20 protein-coding genes are annotated in these 17655 nt (G+C 58.5%); 7 read left to right on the top strand and 13 right to left on the bottom strand.

The features are described 5' to 3' along the window. Positions 1–34 precede the first annotated feature (34 nt). A complete protein-coding gene (locus BTN45_RS25440) occupies positions 35–874 on the bottom strand; it encodes a DUF3800 domain-containing protein (RefSeq protein ID WP_082186170.1) in 840 nt (279 codons plus the stop codon). Positions 875–1370: 496 nt separating this feature from the next. Between BTN45_RS25440 and BTN45_RS25435 the strand changes: the two genes are divergently transcribed. The 4 genes from BTN45_RS25435 to BTN45_RS25420 all read left to right on the top strand — a co-directional run bounded on the left by BTN45_RS25435 (position 1371) and on the right by BTN45_RS25420 (position 4886). Continuing rightward, the gene (locus BTN45_RS25435) at positions 1371–1538 is read left to right on the top strand and encodes a hypothetical protein (protein ID WP_052821201.1); all 168 of its coding nucleotides are present in this window, start codon (positions 1371–1373) and stop codon (positions 1536–1538) included. Positions 1539–1691: 153 nt separating this feature from the next. Beyond that, the gene (locus BTN45_RS25430) at positions 1692–2930 is read left to right on the top strand and encodes a tyrosine-type recombinase/integrase (RefSeq protein ID WP_052821200.1); all 1239 of its coding nucleotides are present in this window, start codon (positions 1692–1694) and stop codon (positions 2928–2930) included. Continuing rightward, complete coding sequence (locus BTN45_RS25425; protein ID WP_082179067.1) at positions 2927–3889, top strand: tyrosine-type recombinase/integrase; 963 nt, start codon at positions 2927–2929, stop codon at positions 3887–3889. Before BTN45_RS25430 ends, BTN45_RS25425 begins: the two co-directional genes overlap by 4 nt. Next, positions 3882–4886: a site-specific integrase gene (locus BTN45_RS25420; protein ID WP_052821198.1), complete on the top strand. Its 1005-nt coding sequence runs from the start codon at positions 3882–3884 to the stop codon at positions 4884–4886. Before BTN45_RS25425 ends, BTN45_RS25420 begins: the two co-directional genes overlap by 8 nt. Positions 4887–4934: 48 nt before the next feature. On the opposite strand, the gene BTN45_RS25415 is transcribed toward BTN45_RS25420, so the two are convergent. Next, positions 4935–5450 (bottom strand): DUF6428 family protein, encoded by a 516-nt coding sequence (locus BTN45_RS25415; RefSeq protein WP_052821197.1) that lies wholly within the window; start codon positions 5448–5450, stop codon positions 4935–4937. Between the two features lie 42 nt (positions 5451–5492). Between BTN45_RS25415 and BTN45_RS25410 the strand changes: the two genes are divergently transcribed. Together BTN45_RS25410 and arsK are read left to right on the top strand one after the other, a co-directional pair. Continuing rightward, positions 5493–5852: a metalloregulator ArsR/SmtB family transcription factor gene (locus tag BTN45_RS25410; protein ID WP_052821196.1), complete on the top strand. Its 360-nt coding sequence runs from the start codon at positions 5493–5495 to the stop codon at positions 5850–5852. Further along, positions 5836–7056 (top strand): arsenite efflux MFS transporter ArsK, encoded by a 1221-nt coding sequence (gene arsK / locus BTN45_RS25405; protein ID WP_052821195.1) that lies wholly within the window; start codon positions 5836–5838, stop codon positions 7054–7056. The genes BTN45_RS25410 and arsK overlap by 17 nt, the downstream gene beginning before the upstream one ends. Here the strand turns inward: arsK and arsH are convergent. From arsH to BTN45_RS25365, 8 genes are all read right to left on the bottom strand, one after another. Continuing rightward, on the bottom strand, positions 7053–7781 hold the full coding sequence (gene arsH, locus BTN45_RS25400; RefSeq protein ID WP_052821210.1) for an arsenical resistance protein ArsH: 729 nt from the start codon (positions 7779–7781) through the stop codon (positions 7053–7055). The genes arsK and arsH overlap by 4 nt on opposite strands. Further along, entirely contained in the window at positions 7756–8181 is a 426-nt protein-coding gene (gene arsC, locus BTN45_RS25395; RefSeq protein ID WP_052821194.1) for an arsenate reductase (glutaredoxin), read from the bottom strand. The genes arsH and arsC overlap by 26 nt, the downstream gene beginning before the upstream one ends. A 2-nt stretch (positions 8182–8183) precedes the next feature. After that, the gene (gene arsB / locus BTN45_RS25390) at positions 8184–9242 is read right to left on the bottom strand and encodes an ACR3 family arsenite efflux transporter (RefSeq protein ID WP_052821193.1); all 1059 of its coding nucleotides are present in this window, start codon (positions 9240–9242) and stop codon (positions 8184–8186) included. Further along, positions 9242–9769 carry an arsenate reductase ArsC gene (locus tag BTN45_RS25385; protein ID WP_052821192.1) on the bottom strand — a complete coding sequence of 176 codons (528 nt, stop codon included), beginning with the start codon at positions 9767–9769 and terminating at the stop codon, positions 9242–9244. The genes arsB and BTN45_RS25385 overlap by 1 nt, the downstream gene beginning before the upstream one ends. 15 nt (positions 9770–9784) lie before the next feature. After that, on the bottom strand, positions 9785–10228 hold the full coding sequence (arsN2, locus tag BTN45_RS25380; RefSeq protein WP_052821191.1) for an arsenic resistance N-acetyltransferase ArsN2: 444 nt from the start codon (positions 10226–10228) through the stop codon (positions 9785–9787). Then, complete coding sequence (locus tag BTN45_RS25375) at positions 10222–10575, bottom strand: metalloregulator ArsR/SmtB family transcription factor (protein ID WP_052821190.1); 354 nt, start codon at positions 10573–10575, stop codon at positions 10222–10224. The genes arsN2 and BTN45_RS25375 overlap by 7 nt, the downstream gene beginning before the upstream one ends. A gap of 120 nt (positions 10576–10695) precedes the next feature. Next, entirely contained in the window at positions 10696–10863 is a 168-nt protein-coding gene (locus BTN45_RS25370) for a hypothetical protein (protein ID WP_207591764.1), read from the bottom strand. A 780-nt stretch (positions 10864–11643) separates the two neighbouring features. After that, a protein-coding gene (locus BTN45_RS25365) for an IS5 family transposase (protein ID WP_246666603.1) occupies positions 11644–12422 on the bottom strand; the annotation gives its coding sequence in 2 pieces (ribosomal slippage) (positions 11644–12093 and positions 12096–12422; 777 coding nt in all). Between the two features lie 209 nt (positions 12423–12631). On the opposite strand from BTN45_RS25365, the gene BTN45_RS25360 reads away from it, so the two are divergent. Then, the gene (locus tag BTN45_RS25360) at positions 12632–14617 is read left to right on the top strand and encodes a heme lyase CcmF/NrfE family subunit (protein WP_207591762.1); all 1986 of its coding nucleotides are present in this window, start codon (positions 12632–12634) and stop codon (positions 14615–14617) included. A gap of 85 nt (positions 14618–14702) precedes the next feature. Here the strand turns inward: BTN45_RS25360 and BTN45_RS25355 are convergent, their stop codons facing one another. The 3 genes from BTN45_RS25355 to BTN45_RS25345 all read right to left on the bottom strand — a co-directional run bounded on the left by BTN45_RS25355 (position 14703) and on the right by BTN45_RS25345 (position 17639). Then, positions 14703–15686 carry an arsenic resistance protein gene (locus tag BTN45_RS25355; protein WP_207591760.1) on the bottom strand — a complete coding sequence of 328 codons (984 nt, stop codon included), beginning with the start codon at positions 15684–15686 and terminating at the stop codon, positions 14703–14705. Positions 15687–16036: 350 nt separating this feature from the next. Next, positions 16037–16633 carry a DedA family protein gene (locus BTN45_RS25350; protein ID WP_207591758.1) on the bottom strand — a complete coding sequence of 199 codons (597 nt, stop codon included), beginning with the start codon at positions 16631–16633 and terminating at the stop codon, positions 16037–16039. 304 nt (positions 16634–16937) lie between these two features. Beyond that, entirely contained in the window at positions 16938–17639 is a 702-nt protein-coding gene (locus BTN45_RS25345; RefSeq protein WP_207591757.1) for a L,D-transpeptidase, read from the bottom strand. Between the last annotated feature and the right edge of the window lie 16 nt (positions 17640–17655).

Below are 17655 nucleotides of genomic sequence, written 5' to 3'. Positions count from 1 at the left end.
GTGTCGAGGGAGCGCATGCACTGCCAAAACCGCTTCAATCCTCAGGCGTGGCGACTTGGGATGCGGCGGTCATAGCTTTCGGCGTTGCTTTCGGAAAAGGGTGAGCTGGAACTGGAAGTGAAGCGAGGCGCGCTTCTGTCTCCGGCGAGACATGACACCGCAGACCTGACACTGGCCCGATGCCGTACCGGGCAAAGTACGGCCTTATGAGGTCGAAGCCACGCTGGTCGCCTGACTGAAAGTGACGGAAAATCCAGTAGGCGATCAAATCCGCCATCTGAATCAGGCGCGATGCCTTCGAATCCAGAAAAAGCGGGACTTCGGCAAAGTTGCGAAGTTGGCCGCTGGCATGCCCGACGTGCTTGAACACATGAGAGAGGGTTTGGATTTTCTCCTCATAATTGCTTTTGTCGAGGATGACCAAGCCGCGCTGGGGGTTCTTTTTCTTGTAAAGCGTCTTCAGATAGCCATCAAAACACGAAGCCACCTCCTCGAAGCTCCGAGCCAGAATATCGTTCGCAGAGAAGAGCTTCTTTTCGATGACGCAGGCGTAGACCTTCAACTGCAATTGCTTGTCTGACAGTAGCGACGAGATATCGACGACGGCTTGAACTCTGTCGTTGGGAGGCACACCTTTCCAGGTACCGTTGCCCGAGCGCATTGGGTTTCCATGGAACTCGATTTCTCGAGGATTGGTTGAGCTAAAGCGCGCCGCTACAGGATCTATCTGGGCTTCCAGCCAATGCGTTTGGCGCTCGAATATACTAAAGCCTGCAAGGACAAAGAAGTCGGAGCTTGGATCATGCGAGTGACCAGACTCGTCGAGATATAGTAGATGCAACGAATCCCCCTGAAACGAAAAAGCGGACCGCATGCGGTCCGCTCCAATTCGGTAAGCCGAGTGAAACAATCGTTCAACGCACCGACGGATCAGCGCTCTCGACTATGCTCAATATATATCGGTTGCGTGTCGGCTTTTCAAGAGGCGGCTCCCTATGGCCCACAATCGCGAACGTCCAGCGTTCGCGGCTTCACGTCGTCTGTGATCCGCCTCCAGCAGTCATAGGCATCGACCGTGACCTGATGACCGGAGCGAAAAGAAGGTAGCATCAGGTAATCGAGGGCTACAACAAGATCCGCATCAGCACGATCGTTGTTTGTCGGAGGCTGGTCCATTGAGGCGTCCCAATCCCGCTCTTGATGGATGGCTTCCTATTCCAGCCCCGGATCTCCGTCGATCAACCCACTGACGGGGTCCGCTAGCAAGCTGCGGCCGCTTCGGCTTAAGCCTTCGCGGTGATCGCGACCGGTTCCGGACACTGACGGGAGCCATCGAGCGGGAATGGCCCGCTCGAAAGATGGAGCCTCAGATGAACACCGATCTTTCGCTTGCGCAGACCCACGCCTTCCAGCTCGCCCGCACCCTGATGGTTCCAGTCACGCTGTTCAGGTCCGGCGACGAGTTCGGCGTTCTGCCGAGCGACGAACTCGATGACGAAGACGATCTGGAGATCGTGCATGAATATGAGCCGTTGTGACTTATGGTCATCTCAGGCTCGATCGCGCCGCTTTACAGGGCACCCCCGCTTTCCAACTGCACATAATCAGCTCTTTGAGCCTTCAATCCCCAGCGTAGGGCATCCGAATGAAGGCAACCTGCAATCGCAACTCAGCGAAAAAGGAGAACGCGATTGCCGACCACACTCCACCTCCGTCTTCGAACCGAAGACCCGGACAATATTCTTTCGCCGCTCGCTCGAATGGTCCATGACCAATGCGAGCGCCGAAATTTGGACGTTAGGCGCAAGCGCCAATATACCGCTGTCGTCCTTCACTTTGGCTATTGGCTATTCGAGCGTGGTGTCGCCACGGAAAGCTTCACCACTGAACACATGGAAAGCTTCCTGACGGCTCACGCGAATGGTTGCTCCTGCTCGTGCTTTTGGAAAATGCGTACGGAGGTGGAGGCTATGCGTCGAGCTTTGAACCTCGCCGTCAAAATGAGGGCACTTCGCGAGATCCCGCCGATGAACCTCGCGGCGATAGATCGTGAAGTCCTGGCGTTCGATAAAATGCTCGAAGAAGTTTGGGGCTTGTCTGCGGGTTCACGCCGCAAGCATCGCAATGTTGTTCTGAGGCTTCTGGTCGGCTGTGTGAAAGATGGCCGTGTCGATATAGCCAACCTCAACCACTCGCACATTCGTCAGTTCGTGCTCGGCGAGCAGGGACGGAAACCAGCAACCATCCGTAGCTACTCTGTCTCGATCAGGTGCTATCTTCGATATCGAGCACTCTTAGGCGACGATGTCCGTCGGCTAGTAAAGGCCATACCAGCACCCGCAGTGAAAACGCCGGCCAGACTGCAAACGGGCTTCAGCCCGGCGGAGCTGGAGCGATTGCTGGAAGTCTCTGCAGAAATCGGCCGAACCCGGAAGAGAGTTCATGCCATTATCAGGTGCCTAGCAGACCTCGGGATGCGGTCGATCGAGGTAACCAGCCTGACACTCGACGATATCGATTGGGAAAAAGGTATGATCCGGGTGCGCTCGACCAAGTCGCGCCGGTCCGATCCTATGCCGCTTCCATATGCTACAGGCGAAGCTATCGCCGACTATATCGTGCATGAAAGGCAAGCCACGCAACACAGGGAGGTCTTCGTCCGGCATGTTGCGCCCCTTGGAGAGCCGATCACTCCGCGCTCGGTACAGCGAGCAGTCTATGCGGTCTACGACCGATTGGGCTGGGATTGCACCCGTATCCATATCTTCCGCCATACGATTGCCAGTCGACTGGTCAACGATGCCGTGCCCCTGAAGCAGGTTGCGGACATCATGCGGCATAGGAGCGTGGTGACAACTGCGGGCTACGCCCGCGTCGATCAAAACAGGCTGGCGGCCGTAGCCCTGCCTTGGCCGGGAGCGAGCGCATGACCGGGTCAGCCACTATGCTATCTCGTGCCGAGGCCTACCTCGCACATCGCCGAAGCCTCGGCTTCAAGATGAAAACTTCAGCAAGGCAGATCACCTCCTTTGCACGATATGCCGACGACAGAGGACACGAAGGGGCGCTCTCGTCCGATATCGCGCTCCGCTGGGCGAAGGCCGAAGCGACAATTGCCGACCCCTTCACCTGGGCAAAACGACTGGAGGTGTTGAGGCCATTCGCGGCCTTTCTCGCGGCAGAGGATCGTGAAACCACCTTCCCGGCGACCAATCCTTTTGGGCGGACGAAGCGTCGGCTTGCTCCACATATCTTCGCGAACGAGGAAATCGTGGGCATCATCGCCGAAGCGCATCACATTCGCCGCGTTCAGGCTGCCGGGACGCTCATGATGCCTGCCCTGATCGGCCTGCTGGCCTCGACTGGGCTGCGCATATCGGAAGCGCTCGGCCTACAGATCCGAGATCTGGATCTCGAAGCTGCGCAGATCGTGGTGCGGGAAGCGAAATATGGCCGCCAGCGACTGGTCTCCCTCCATCCAACCGCTGTTGCCGCGCTCGAGATCTTCCTCGATCGACGAAACGCGCTATTCCCATCGAAGCCGGCCGATCCTGTCTTCATGAGCGAGCTGTCCAGCAAGAAGCTGAGCTACATGAACGCCTGGCACGCCTGGTTCCGGATCACCCAGAGATTGGGAATCCGGCCGCGCGGTGGCCATCCCTTCGTGCGTATCCATGACCTTCGGCACAGCTTCATATGCCGTCGGCTTATCCTCTGGCAGGAAAGTGGAACGGAGATCGATGCGGCAATGATGATGCTGTCTACGTATGTCGGCCATGCCAATCTGCTCGATACCTACTGGTATATTGAGGGCGTGCCCGAGCTCATGGCAATTGCAGGCAATCGCTTCGAAGGTGCAGCTATGGTTGGAGGCGACGTTGATGAGTGATACCACACCTTCCTTTCCGACCCTGCTGCAGCGCTTCTTCGTTGATCATCTGCGCCAGCAACGAGCGGTGAGCCCATGCACGGTCGCGGCATATCGCGACACGTTCAAACTGCTGCTGGCCTTCGCTGAGAAGCGGATCGGGAAATCCCCGACGAACCTGACCCTGCCCGACCTCAATGCCGATCTGATCCTGGCCTTTCTGGATCACCTCGAGCGTGATCGGGCCAATAGCGTCAGAAGCCGAAATGCACGGCTGTCCGCAATCCGGGTCTTCCTCAAATATGCCGCGCATGAGGATCTGACTGCGCTGGCGGTGATCGAGCGCAGCCTCGCCGTCCCGCAGAAGCGGCATGACAAGGCAGTTCTCGGCTACCTGGCGCGCGCCGAGGTCGAGGCGATCATCAACGCGCCCGATCCCAAAACATGGGCCGGCAGGCGCGACCGGGCACTGTTTACATTCCTCTATAATACTGGCGCGCGTGTGTCCGAGGCTATCGACCTTCGGATTGGTAGTGTCATTCTGGAGACTGCACCGGTCGTGCACCTGCATGGGAAGGGGCGCAAGCGCCGGAGCGTGCCACTCTGGAATGAGACCGCACGAACGCTGAAGCGATGGATTCAGGATCTTCATGATTGTGGACCGGATGCCTACATCTTTCCCAACAGTTCGGGGACGCGCCTATCCCGCTCCAGTGTGAGGCAGCGCCTCGACCTCGCCGTCGGCGCTGCCGGCGGAGGTGTTCCATCGATCCGCGCAAAGGCGATATCGCCGCATACCTTCCGGCACACCACGGCGATGCACCTGCTGCAGTCCGGCGTCGACCTGACCGTGATCGCGCTTTGGCTCGGACACGAGGACATCAGCACGACGCATATCTACATGGAGGCTGACCTTGCGATGAAGGAAAACGCGCTCAGCCGGCTTCAGCCGGTCAGCCCTACAGGTGTTCGCTACCGGCCGCCCGACAAGTTGATGGCATTCCTTCAAGCGCTTTAAGCTCGTTGCTCCCGGAGTGACGCCCGGGAGCGCATCCTAGCCGGGCGGCTAGGCGCAGCACTTCGACGTCGTGCTAGCTGGCCCGCAGCAGGACGATTTGGCCTGCTCCTCCGCCAGCCAGCGATCCCGTGGCTTGCAGCTTGCTGGTCGAGCGACAAGAGACACCTCGAAGGTGCCGGCGACGAGCCGCGGTGCTGACGCGCAGTAGAGGGCCATCGGCCGCTCTCCGTCGCTGATCTCGAACGTGAGTTTTGCAGTCGGCTCAAGCTGCACATGGTCAGAGACTTTGCGGATGATCGCCGCAAACTTGCCGGCCGGCATATGCGTCCGTTCATCTTCGTCGATATCCCAGAGCTGCACGAAGATCTCTGCCCAGGCTTCCGGGTTGGCGCCGCAATCGAGCGCCGAAAACATCCCGGCCTTGACTTCGGTGACGTGGTAGCCCGCACGGACGGGATTGCCGTCATAGCTGAAAACCAGCGGCGCATCTGGAGCCACGGCGAGGACATCGAGGAGATGGGCGAGACTGATGTCTGTCGAAATTGTCTTGTCGATCGCGTTCATGTGCGTTATCCCTCTATCCAATAGTTCAAGGATTGTTGAAATATGGATGAACGTCAAGCTCTTTCGTCATTCGCGGCGCTGTCCCAGGAGACCCGCCTTGCGATCGTCCGTGCTCTGGTCATTGCGGGCCCGGAGGGATTGGCCGCAGGTGTGATCGCCGAACGCATGGGCGTCTCCGCGACGAACGTCTCCTTCCATTTGAAGGAACTGGAGCGGTCAGGATTGATCTCCCAGCGAAGGGAGTCCCGCTCAATCATCTACAACGCGAGTTACGACGCGCTTGCCGATCTCGTCAAATTCCTGATGGAGGACTGTTGCGCTGGTCATCAGGTGATCAGAGAGAGTGTCGAGCGTGGCGGCGACTGCTGTAGCCCAGCCGGCAAGGATGACGTCGTTGCGTAGTTCCACAATCCCTGCAGGCATTGTCTCGGCTCTCGGCCTGACGCAGATCATCGGTTACGGCACGCTCTACTACAGCTTCAGCATCCTCGCCCCCGGCATGGCGGAGGATCTCGGCTTATCGCTGGCAGAGGTATTCGGTGTGTTCTCCGTGTCCCTGTTTATCGGCGGTCTGTCGGCCACCTATATCGGCAAGCAGATGGACCGGATCGGTGCCGCGACGATCATGACGGCAGGGTCAGCGCTCGCGGCATTGACACTTGCCCTTTGCGCCTGGTCGCCCTCAGTCGCAATCTTCGCCATCGCCATCATCCTGCTCGAGGTGTCATCGGGAATGGTGCAGTATCAGGCTGCATTCGCAGCTCTGGTTGAAAGCGATCCCCGCAGCGCTTCCCGCAGCATTACCTATCTTACGCTGATTGGTGGATTAGCCTCGACAATCTTCTGGCCGATCTCGTCAGCACTTACGGGATATCTCTCGTGGCGGGAAATCTATCTCGTCTTTGCGGCGCTGAACCTCTTCCTTTGCATGCCGCTGCACTTCTGGATCCGGAGTCTCGGACAGAATGCTGGCGAAACGACCATCCGGACACGCGAAACGGTGATCGGCGCGATCGCACCTCATGCAAGGCGCCGCGCCATGGTCATCGTCTCGTTTGCCTTCGCGCTCCTCGGCTTTACGCTCGCAGCCATCCTTGCCCATATGGTGCCGATGCTCGGCTCGATCGGGTTGGGGGCAGCCGCCGTCGTTATCGGCTCACTGTTCGGTCCTGCGCAGGTTCTGAGCCGCCTGATCAACATGGTCTTCGGGAAGAACCTGTCGCCGCCGGGACTTGCCGTACTTGCCGCCGTGCTGATCGTCTTCGGCGTCCTGATCCTGCTGGTGACGGGGAACTGGCTGCCGGGTGCGGTCGCCTTCGCCATCTGCCTGGGGCTTGGCTCCGGAATCAACAGCATCGCGCAGGGGAGTTTGCCGCTCTATCTATTCGGATCGGACGGATATGGAGCGATCACAGGCAAGATGGCGGCGGCTCGACTGGCGCTCGGAGCCGGAGCACCTTTCGCGTTCGCGGCGGCCATGGAGAACCTGGGCCTGAGCTTGTCGCTCATTGGAAACGCGTGTCTCGGCGCGGTCAGCATAGCGGCATTCGTTGCGGTGGCAGTATCCTGTCGGCGACCAGCCACCGCAACTGTCCAGAATTACTAGATCGACTTCAGCGAAACCCGCTTCTCCAGCTCGGCTGCGTCTTCCTTCCGCTCGCTGTAGCGATCGGTGAGATAGGACGAAACATCGCGGGTGAGGATAGTGAACTTCACCAGCTCTTCGCAGACGTCCACGACGCGGTCGTAATAGGACGACGGCTTCATTCGTCCTTCGGCATCGAATTCCTGAAACGCCTTGGCGACGGACGACTGGTTGGGGATGGTGATCATTCGCATCCAGCGGCCAAGAATGCGTAATTGATTGACGGCGTTGAAGGACTGACTGCCACCGGATACTTCCATCACCGCCAGCGTCTTGCCTTGCGTCGGCCGGACGGAACCGACCGAGAGCGGGATCCAGTCGATTTGGGACTTCATTATCCCGGTCATGGCACCGTGGCGTTCCGGGCTGATCCAGATGTGGCCTTCAGACCACTGGGTCAGTTCGCGGAGCTCCTGCACCTTGGGGTGGCTCACCGGAGATTCGTCCGGAAGCGGCAACCCGGCGGGATCGAACACGCGAACCTCGCATCCCAGCCGTTCGAGAAGCCGACGAACTTCGAAGGCAAGCAGACGGCTATAGGAAATCTCCCGCAGGGAACCGTAGAGAATCAAGATCCTGGGCTTATGTGTCGAGAACATCGGCCGGAGCGATTCCGGCTCGATGGGCTGAAGAAGCTGGTCGTGCAGTGCGGGGAAGGTATCAGACAATACGCTTTCCTTCCTGATCCAGAACCTGTTCGCCGTCTTCTTTGGTGAACGAACCTTTGAAGGCATCGGTCGGCAGGATGTCGAGTACTACCTCTGACGGGCGGGCAAGCTTGGTGCCGAGCGCCGTGACGACAAATGGTCGATTGATCAGGATCGGGGTCGCGAGCATCGCGTCCAGCAACTGGTCTTCGGTCAGGTCCGGATTGTCGAGACCGAGTTCGGCATAAGGAGTGCCCTTCTCGCGGATCGCGTCACGAACAGTCAGACCGGCGTCCCTAATCATCTTCAAGAGCTGCTCGCGCGACGGCGGGTTCTGAAGGTATTCGATGACAGTAGGCTCGATCCCGGCTGCGCGGATCAGTGCCAACGTGTTGCGAGACGTCCCGCAGGCCGGATTGTGATAGATGGTGGCGTCCATAGTCAGGTCCTTTCGGTGATGGTGTTGCGGGAAACGGCGGGCGATGCCTCGTACCAGCCCTTCGAGCGGTTCACGATCCAGACGACGGAAAGCATCACCGGTACCTCGATCAGCACACCGACCACTGTGGCAAGTGCCGCGCCCGACTGAAACCCGAAGAGGCTGATGGCGGCGGCGACTGCTAGTTCGAAGAAGTTAGAGGCCCCGATAAGTGCCGAGGGACCAGCCACACAATGCTGCTCACCTGAAATCCGATTGAGGATGTAAGCGAGGCCGGAATTGAAATAGACCTGGATCAGGATCGGCACTGCCAGAAGTGCGATGATCGTAGGCTGCGCAATGATCTGCTCGCCCTGGAAGCCAAACAGCAACACCAGCGTCGCCAGTAATGCGACAAGCGACAGCGGCTGAAGCTTGGACAACAGCCGGTCCAACCCGGCGGTGCTCCCGCCGGCCAGCAGGGCACGCCTTAGACCCTGGGAGATCGCGACCGGAATCAGGATGTAGAGGGCCACTGAGATCATGAGGGTGTCCCACGGCACTGTGATCGCAGACAGACCCAGAAGCAGACCCACGATCGGTGCGAAGGCGACAATCATGATAGCGTCGTTGAGTGCGACCTGGGACAGGGTGAAATGAGGTTCGCCCTTCGTCAGGTTGCTCCAGACGAACACCATAGCCGTGCAGGGCGCCGCCGCGAGAATGATCAGGCCCGCAATGTAGGAGTCGATTTGGTCCGCTGGCAGGTATGGCCGGAACAGCCAGCCCACGAACAGCCAGCCCAACAGCGCCATCGAGAACGGCTTGACGGCCCAGTTGATGAACAGCGTCACGCCGATGCCGCGCCAATAGCTACCGACCTTCGACAGTGAGCCGAAGTCGATCTTGAGAAGCATGGGGATGACCATCAGCCAGATCAGCACGGCGACGGGAATGTTCACCTTGGCGATCTCGGCTGCGCCGATCGTCTGGAAAACGCTCGGCATCAGATGGCCAAGCGCGATGCCGACGAGAATGCAGAGGAAAACCCAGACAGTGAGATAGCGTTCAAATACGGACATCAGGCGCTCTTTTCCTGGCTGCTGGTCGACCCTTCCATCTGGCCGATCTGCTTTAGCTTCTGTTCAAGCGCAAGCTTGTCGATCGAAGACAGCGGAAGGCTTAGGAAGGCGCCAATGCGGTTCTTCAGAAAACGGGCGGCCTGTGCGAAAGCTCTCTGGACTTCGATATCCGTTCCCACGACGGCGGCCGGATCCTCGACACCCCAGTGCGCTGTCATCGGATACCCCAACCAGACTGGACACGCTTCGCCAGCCGCGCTGTCGCAGACCGTGAAGATGAAATCCATCTGCGGCGCGCCCGGCTCCGCGAACACATCCCAGTTCTTCGAGGAGAAACCGGTAGACGGATAGCCGAGCGCTTCCAACTCCTTGATCGCATGGGGGTTCACCTCGCCCTTCGGATGGCTCCCCGCGGAGTAGGCTCGAAAGCGACCTTTCCCCTCATGATTCAGGATGGATTCGCCGAGAATAGAACGTGCGGAATTGCCCGTGCACAGGAAGAGCACGTTGTAGATCTTGTCGGTCATGGTCTTGTTCCGTTGTTAGGTCGGGGACCTGTTGAGCTTCATGATGGTCGCAGTCGATGGGCAGATGAAAGAAAGTTGGCGGGTCATGAGCACAGCCGCAGGTACAATGGCCCGCGGCACCTCAGAGAAACCGATGGACGAAAAAAATGGCGCGGCACTCGTCGTCGCGAGATAGATGCCGCCGCTTCCATCGAGACCTCGCAACGTTGCCTCTACGATCGCTCGGCCAAACCCAAGACCGCGATGCGCCGGAAGTACAACAACGGACCGCAGCAGGTAATCGCCTCTGCACCGTTCGAGGCCGGCATAGCCGACAATCTCATCGCCACCCGAAACAGCTTCAAAGAAGGTGCGGCCTCCATCTTCGATATCATCGGTCGGAAGATCTGCGGCCTGCAGCGCTTCGCGGAGACGGGCGTTGCTACCGGGCACTTCGCGTAATGTGATCGCGCTCAACATGGCTTCGCATCCGGAGCGCAGCAGAGCGTCAGCTCCGCGATGAGGGGTGCGCAGAGCTGTGTCGATCCGCCGCAGCAATCCTTCAGCAGAAAAAGTGTCAGGTCGCGCAGACCGTCGAGGTCGGCCCGATAGATGATTGATCGGCTTTGGCGCTCGCTCTTGACCAAACCAGCACGGAAAAGTGTCGCGAGATGTGCCGACATCGTGTTCTGCGGGACATCGAGCAGCCGCGCGAGTTCGCCTGCTGGGATGCCGTCTGGTTCGTGCCGCACGAGTAGACGAAACGTCTCGAGGCGGGTGTTCTGGGCCAAGGCCGAAAGGGCCGCTATTGCGTTGTTGCTTTCCATATATCCAGAATAACGGATGCATTGATAAAGTCAACGCCTTTGGTCGGAGGTGGATTATGCGCAGGTGAGAAGGGGAGATACCCTGCAAAGCAGGACGATCGCGTCTAAGGTGACCATAAGTCACCACGACTCATATTCATGCACGATCTCAAGATCGTCTTCGTCATCGAGTTCGTCGGACGGAAGGACGCCGAATTCGTCGCCGGATTTGAACAGGGTGATCGGGACCATGAGGATGCGCGAAAGAGAAAATGCGTGGGCTTGTGCGAGTGCAAGATCCTGTGCCATGCGAGAAACCTCCGTCCGGAGCGGGCCGATCCCGCTCGATGGCTCCTCGAAAGGACTAGGACAGGTCGCGATCACCGCGCAGGCGAAGACAAGCGGCGGCAGCTTGCTAGCCGACCCCGATAGTGGGTTGATCGACGGAGATCCGGACATGGTCCAGGACGCCATCCATAAAAAGCGGGATTGGTTTGCTTCGGCGGGAATTGAGGTATACGGCACAGATCAGTTACGGAAGCCAGTTCAGCATTTGTTGCCGAGCACCACTCTGGCCAACCCACCAGTCAGCCCCGGCTAGCATTCTCCTGATCGGACAAGGCTTTGAGAACAGCGAAATCCATCTCAGCGTGTGGCTTAATCCGGAATACTTCGCTTGCGATCCTCGCCCAGTGCTAGAACTCGTCGAGATCACCATCGGCCCGGCTAGGGAACACACGGCGTTGCGCTTCATAACAGGATCCCAGTGAATCTAAATTTGCGAGAAGCCTGGCATCTATCCGCCATCGCTGCCTTGTTGCACGGCAATGTATGATCCATCGTGGGAGGAGGCGGATCATCTTTCTCCCGAGAGCGGTGGCGACGCAGGCAACACACCACATATCACGCTTGAAGGAGGGCAATATCTACGAACGTTTTCAATAGGTTATAAAAAATTGCATAAGCATATTTATGGAACTTCATTGGGACATCGAGACGGTTACGAGCCCTGTCGCACTATCCGAGCTGGGTGATACCATGACGCCGCCGGGAATGAACACTGCTGTTGCTCGCACGGCAAGTCTTAGGTTAGGGCGCGGACTCGTTAAATGATGCAATCCATATCCTTATTGCTGCGAGCTTGAGTGCTGCCAGATAGTTGTCGGCCCGGCGGTCATATCTTGTGGCAAGTCCGCGCATCTGTTTGATACGATTGAAAAAACGCTCGACGTGGTTGCGCTGACGATAGACCCAGCGGCTGAAGCTGAAGGTCTGTTTGCGGTTGGCCTTGGCGGGAATGTTTGCCCAGCATTTCCGTTGCTTGGCAAAGCGACGGATCGCGTCGGTGTCATAAGCCTTGTCCGCAAGAAGCGTCGCACCGGGCCGCAATCCGCTCAGCAACTTTTCCGCCATGGGAGCGTCGGCAGCCTGACCTGCGGTCAGCTCCATACGAACAGGCCGCCCATCGGCATCCACGAGCGCATGGATTTTTGTGGTCAGGCCGCCACGGGAACGTCCCATGCAAGGATCGGCAGAGCCCCCTTTTTAGCGTTGGCACCGTGCTGGTGAACGCGAACGCACGAGCTGTCGATCATCACGATGTCACCCGCATAACGCTTTGACACGGCATCAAGAAGTTGATCCCAGACACCTGCCTTTCGCCAGCGAGAGAAGCGATTGTAGAGCGTCGTTCGCGGGCCATAGCGCTCGGGCACATCGCGCCAGGACGAACCCGTCCTAAACCGCCAAAGGATACCATTGATCACCCGGCGGTCATCAACGCGTTTCACTCCACGGCTCTTGGTGGGAAGCAGCGGCTCGATGACGGCCCATTCTTCGTCGCTCAGTTCGTGACGGCGCATGACGATCTCCCTTCAAGGGGAGTGAATCATAATCCGCTCGCCACATGAACCCCGTTTATGGGGACGCGTCCTAGGCTAGTGGCTGATCTTGGATCGTGGTTTAAACCCTTGTCCCGATACAGTGCCTGCCAGCATGACGAGACTTAAATGCCAAGGGACGCGACCGCTCGTCTGGAGGCGCAAGGGGTGGTACCCAGCGGCATGGAAGAGATCCAATGATCATCGAGCTTGGCCACTATGCCCTCGTGCTGGCACTCGCGACCAGCCTGATCATCTCCGTCTTGCCGGTGATCGGCGCACGGCGTGGCGACGCAGCGATGATGGCGGTCGCGACGACCGGCACCTATGCGATGTTCCTGCTGATCGCGTTTTCCTTCGCGGTCCTGACCTATGGCTATGTGGTTTCCGACTTCTCGGTGCAGAACGTCTATCAGAACTCCCATTCGCTCAAGCCGATGATCTACAAGATCTCCGGCGTCTGGGGGAACCACGAGGGATCGATGCTGCTCTGGGTGCTGATCCTGGCCTTCTTCAGCGCCATGGTCGCCTTCTTCGGCACCAATCTGCCCGATCGCCTGAAGTCCAATGTGCTCTCGGTCCAGGCCTGGATCACAACCGCCTTCACGCTCTTCATTCTTCTGACTTCCAACCCCTTTATCCGCCTGTCACCGATCCCGGCGGAGGGTCGGGACCTGAATCCGGTCCTTCAAGATATTGGTCTCGCGATCCATCCGCCGCTGCTCTATCTCGGCTATGTCGGCTTCTCGGTTTGCTTCTCGTTTGCGATCGCAGCATTGATGGACGGACGCATCGATGCCGCCTGGGCTCGCTGGGTTAGGCCCTGGACGCTGGCTGCCTGGGTGTTCCTGACGGCCGGCATCGCCATGGGCTCCTACTGGGCCTATTACGAGCTTGGCTGGGGTGGCTGGTGGTTCTGGGATCCGGTCGAGAACGCCTCCTTCATGCCCTGGCTGGCGGGCACGGCCCTTCTGCATTCGGCGCTCGTGATGGAGAAGCGCGATGCCCTGAAGATCTGGACGGTGCTGCTCGCCATCATCGCTTTTTCGCTGTCGCTGCTCGGCACCTTTCTGGTGCGCTCGGGCGTGCTGACCTCGGTGCACGCCTTTGCAAACGACCCGACCCGCGGCGTCTTTATTCTCGGCATCCTTGTGATCTTCATCGGCGGAGCGTTTACGCTCTTTGCGCTGCGTGCGCCGATGCTCAAGGCCGGCGGCCTATTCCAGCCGATCTCGCGGGAAGGGACACTTGTCGTTAACAACCTGATCCTCACCGTTTCCATGGCGTCCGTTCTGATCGGGACGCTCTATCCGCTGCTGCTGGAAACGCTGACGGGTGAAAAGATCTCGGTCGGCCCGCCCTTCTTCAACATCACCTTCGGGCTCTTGATGATCCCGCTTCTGCTGGCGGTGCCCTTCGGCCCCTTCCTTGCGTGGAAGCGCGGCGATGTGCTCGGTGCCCTGCAGCGCCTGTACGTGGCGGCAGCGCTCTCGCTCGTTCTCGGTCTTGGCCTCTGGTACATGCAGAACGGCGGGCCGGTCATGGCCGTCGCTGGTCTCGCGCTGGCCTTCTTCGTCATGGGCGGAGCGATCGCCGACCTCTGGTATCGCGCAGGCTTCGGCAAGCATCCGCTGTCGACCGCCTGGAGCCGCCTGAAGGGTCTACCGCGTTCGTCCTTCGGCACGGCGCTCGCCCATTTCGGGCTGGGCGTGACCGTGCTCGGCGTCCTGGCCGTCACCACCTTCGAGACGGAGACCGTGGTCGAGATGAAACCGGGCATGACGGCTGAGGCAGGCGGTTATGTCGTGACCTTCGATGGCATCCGTGCAGCGACCGGACCGAACTACACCGAGGACCAGGGGCACTTCACGATCCGCGAGGGCGGTGTCGAGGTAGCCGATGTCTGGTCGTCGAAGCGGCTCTACACGGCCCGCCAGATGCCGACGACGGAAGCCGGCATCGTCACCTTCGGATTCAGCCAGCTCTACATCTCGCTGGGCGACCCGATGGCGGATGGCGGCATCGTCGTTCGCATCTGGTGGAAGCCTTGGATCCTCTGTATCTGGTCCGGTGCCATCGTGATGATGGCTGGTGGCATCGTCTCGCTCTCTGATCGCCGTTTGCGAGTCGGCGCGCCAAAGCGAAACAAGGCCTCGGTACGGCCGTCGTTAGGGGTCAGCTGAGTGCACGAACATACGGGCCCCTCCGCTTCCTGCGCGAATTAGACGGAGGCGCCATCCCGGACCGGCACGAGGCGGCTTACATTCTTCAGGCAGCCCTGCTCGGCCCAAATTTCGGTGCCAGACGAATGTAAGCCAACTGGCTCAGCAGTTCGATCAGTGTCTGCGTAACAATTATTGCCGGAAGGACCGGTACAGCACCTGGGACAGCGAAAGCCAGCGGTAGGACGACCAGAGAATTGCGCGTGGCAGCACTGAATGCGACGGCACGGCCCGCTGACGCATCAAGCCGGAACAACTTACTCACACCCCACCCCGACAAGGGCGCAGCAACCGCGTATGCCACGTATATTGGCACGACACGGAAAGTGGCATCGAGTGCGTGGCCGAGTTGCGGTACGACGGCAGCAACCACGACGAGGAGTACGAACGCTGTCGCAGGAACCGGAAACAGCCGCAAAACCGCCGACGTATGCTCCCCGACCACACTTCGGCCGGCCCAGAACTGGATAAGGACGGCGAAGACAAGCGGGACTGCGATCAGCCAGACGAACGCGTGGAAAAATGGTCCTGCTTTGATGAGGGACCCTTCCTCGGGACCGAGGAAAACGCTCAAATAGACTGGCAACAGTAGCATTTGGGCGATCAGGAGCGCGGGTGTTGCTGCCAGCAGGAGACGGGCGTCGGCGCGGCCAAGATGGGAGAACGTAACGACATAGTCGATGCATGGGGCGAGAAGGACCAGCAATACGCCAAGCCGTATCATAGGATCGGGCGGAAGAAACGGGACGAGCACTCCCACCAGCACAGGCATGACGACAAAGTTCACCAGTAGCAGGACGCCAAGGAAGCGGAACCGCGCACGGGTCATCCGAAGTTCCGCAAGCGGAACCTGAAGGAAGGTCACAAACAACATGAACGCCAGCGACGGATTTATGCCGATCTCAAGTGCGGCTGTTCCGGAGATCGAGAGAGCCGCCAGAGCGCCAAGGACAACCGCGCCAAAGTAGATCTGGACCTGATTATTTTCGAGGGTGTCACGGAGGGTCAACGGAGCGCTTTCAGTTTTCATTTCAGGCCGGACAAAGCTAGCCAGGTCTGAGGACTATGGCCACCCTCACTACCCGGTGGTTTAGTCTTCGAACACTTCTGAGGCCAGCTCATTGCAGACAGCAAAAGCGCTGCGGGCCTGGAAAACTGGACAGCGAGTCGGACAGAAAATTCCGATTTCCAGCAGCATCTGAAGTCTACCCCTATATGCCGCCAGTCGCTGGACTTGAGTAAGTCGACCTGCGCCATAGATCAGCGTGACAGTTTGAAAGAGCTGGGGATAGGCCGATCCAGGTGCGTGTCAGGCTTTGCTGTATTCATGCGCTGTCCTCTGCCTTTCCATAGTAAACAGGCACGAAACTGCTGATGACTTCACTTGGATTGTTCTCCAATTTTCGGGATCCGGACAGTTAACCGATTTATACGCCACCAGGCGAAGACCGACAGGAGGAGCATTGCGGCAAGTAAAACAATACTTGCAGAGCCCCAGCCGGTTTTTACCGCGTCCTCCACCTGTGCGCCGAAAACAAAGCCCGTTGAAACCAGGCAGACGGTCCAAATTATTGCTGATCCTGCATTCAGAACCGTAAACTTTGCCCATGACATTGATCCGAGACCAACCGGAAGCGCGCCGATGGTCCGCATACCCTTGGGATATCTGTAAAGAAAAATGTAGGCCCAACCGTACTTTGCAACTAGGATTTTCGCGCCCGCATAGGCCTTTTCAGCAAAAGGCCACCTCGTTAACCACGCATTCCCGTATCGTCTGGCGATAAAGAACCTTGCTTCGTCCCCGAGATAGCCGCCGGCAAAGGTCACGGCTAAAACAAGCGACAAGTCCAAAGCTTGTGTTTGAGCCGCATAACCCGCGAACAATGGAAGACTACCGCTTTTCAGCATGCAATATGCAAAAAGCAGGATGTAGATCCATGTCCCGTATTCTTGTATTAGATCAGACAAACCGTCCATATCGCTTCACCAAGTCAAATCGCAGGGTACAAACAGAAACTCTTTTGTGTACGATCTACACGATCTATCGGATGTTTTCCTTCGCATGGCTTGCCTGGTGAGTGCACGACCATCGGACATCTGGTTGAGTTTGGCAGAGCCCGCGCACGAACTGAGGCTGCCGGTGTTTTCCAACAGCCTCTACATGACAGCGCCAGAAGAATGCGGATTACCGGAGTCAGCTCCTACATGGCCAGGCCTCGCATGCCTGACCCGACGACTTCAGACAGCTGAACTGTCGGTGGGGCTTCACGGTTTTTTCCGCCTAAGCCTCAGAGAAGCGAGGCAGGCCGGTAACGACGATGGGGGTTTTGCCTGGCACTCGACCATACAAGTCGACCACGTCCTGATTGATCATACGGACACACCCTGAGGATACCGACTTGCCGATCGTCCACCATTCTGGCGATCCATGGATGCGGTAAAGCGTGTCTTCGCCATTCTGGAAAATGTAAAGCGCACGCGCACCCAGAGGATTCTTGAGGCCAGGTGGCATACCGCCATTTGCAATGCTGTAGGGCGCAAGTTCCGGCTGTCGAGCGACCATCTCGTCAGGTGGCGTCCAGCGCGGCCACTGACGTTTGTACTGGATGATCCCCTTGCCCGACCATTCGAACCCCTGCCGGCCGAGACCGACCCCGTATCGCATCGCCTGTCCGCCTTCATAAGTCAGGTAGAGAAAGTAATTGGCCGTATCCACGACCAATGTGCCTGGCCGCTCCCCGGTCGGATCACTCACCATCTGACGGTAGTAGCGCTTGTCGATCTTCTGATAAGGTATAGCAGGCAGCGGGAACTGTTCGTTTGGAATCGGCCCATAGGTTGTCTCCAGGACCGGATGTCCGATGGGCACGATTTCAGACTGTGTTGTCTCTAGGGTCGTTGTCGCGCAGCCAGTCAATACAGCCGCCGCTGCCCCAGCGCCCCCGATAACCAAGCCTCGTCGTGTCAATTTCCCAGACTGCAATGTATTTCCTCGCGAA

The organism is Rhizobium sp. ZX09 (genome assembly GCF_017357485.1).
GTDB lineage: Bacteria > Pseudomonadota > Alphaproteobacteria > Rhizobiales > Rhizobiaceae > Agrobacterium > Agrobacterium pusense.
The sequence above is the reverse complement of the archived record's forward strand: the minus strand, read 5'-3'. Positions and strand labels throughout refer to the sequence as shown.

Bases quoted from the DNA above. Each gene is read 5' to 3' on its own strand.
- BTN45_RS25360 (WP_207591762.1), top strand. From the start codon at position 12,632: ATGATCATCGAGCTTGGCCACTATGCCCTCGTGCTGGCACTCGCGACC.
- arsB (WP_052821193.1), bottom strand. From the start codon at position 9,242: ATGTCCGTATTTGAACGCTATCTCACTGTCTGGGTTTTCCTCTGCATT.
- BTN45_RS25420 (WP_052821198.1), top strand. From the start codon at position 3,882: ATGAGTGATACCACACCTTCCTTTCCGACCCTGCTGCAGCGCTTCTTC.
- BTN45_RS25370 (WP_207591764.1), bottom strand. From the start codon at position 10,863: ATGGCACAGGATCTTGCACTCGCACAAGCCCACGCATTTTCTCTTTCG.
- BTN45_RS25350 (WP_207591758.1), bottom strand. From the start codon at position 16,633: ATGGACGGTTTGTCTGATCTAATACAAGAATACGGGACATGGATCTAC.
- BTN45_RS25410 (WP_052821196.1), top strand. From the start codon at position 5,493: ATGGATGAACGTCAAGCTCTTTCGTCATTCGCGGCGCTGTCCCAGGAG.
- arsN2 (WP_052821191.1), bottom strand. From the start codon at position 10,228: ATGTTGAGCGCGATCACATTACGCGAAGTGCCCGGTAGCAACGCCCGT.
- BTN45_RS25425 (WP_082179067.1), top strand. From the start codon at position 2,927: ATGACCGGGTCAGCCACTATGCTATCTCGTGCCGAGGCCTACCTCGCA.
- BTN45_RS25435 (WP_052821201.1), top strand. From the start codon at position 1,371: ATGAACACCGATCTTTCGCTTGCGCAGACCCACGCCTTCCAGCTCGCC.
- BTN45_RS25375 (WP_052821190.1), bottom strand. From the start codon at position 10,575: ATGGAAAGCAACAACGCAATAGCGGCCCTTTCGGCCTTGGCCCAGAAC.
- arsK (WP_052821195.1), top strand. From the start codon at position 5,836: ATGACGTCGTTGCGTAGTTCCACAATCCCTGCAGGCATTGTCTCGGCT.
- BTN45_RS25440 (WP_082186170.1), bottom strand. From the start codon at position 874: ATGCGGTCCGCTTTTTCGTTTCAGGGGGATTCGTTGCATCTACTATAT.
- BTN45_RS25385 (WP_052821192.1), bottom strand. From the start codon at position 9,769: ATGACCGACAAGATCTACAACGTGCTCTTCCTGTGCACGGGCAATTCC.
- arsC (WP_052821194.1), bottom strand. From the start codon at position 8,181: ATGGACGCCACCATCTATCACAATCCGGCCTGCGGGACGTCTCGCAAC.
- BTN45_RS25415 (WP_052821197.1), bottom strand. From the start codon at position 5,450: ATGAACGCGATCGACAAGACAATTTCGACAGACATCAGTCTCGCCCAT.
- BTN45_RS25355 (WP_207591760.1), bottom strand. From the start codon at position 15,686: ATGAAAACTGAAAGCGCTCCGTTGACCCTCCGTGACACCCTCGAAAAT.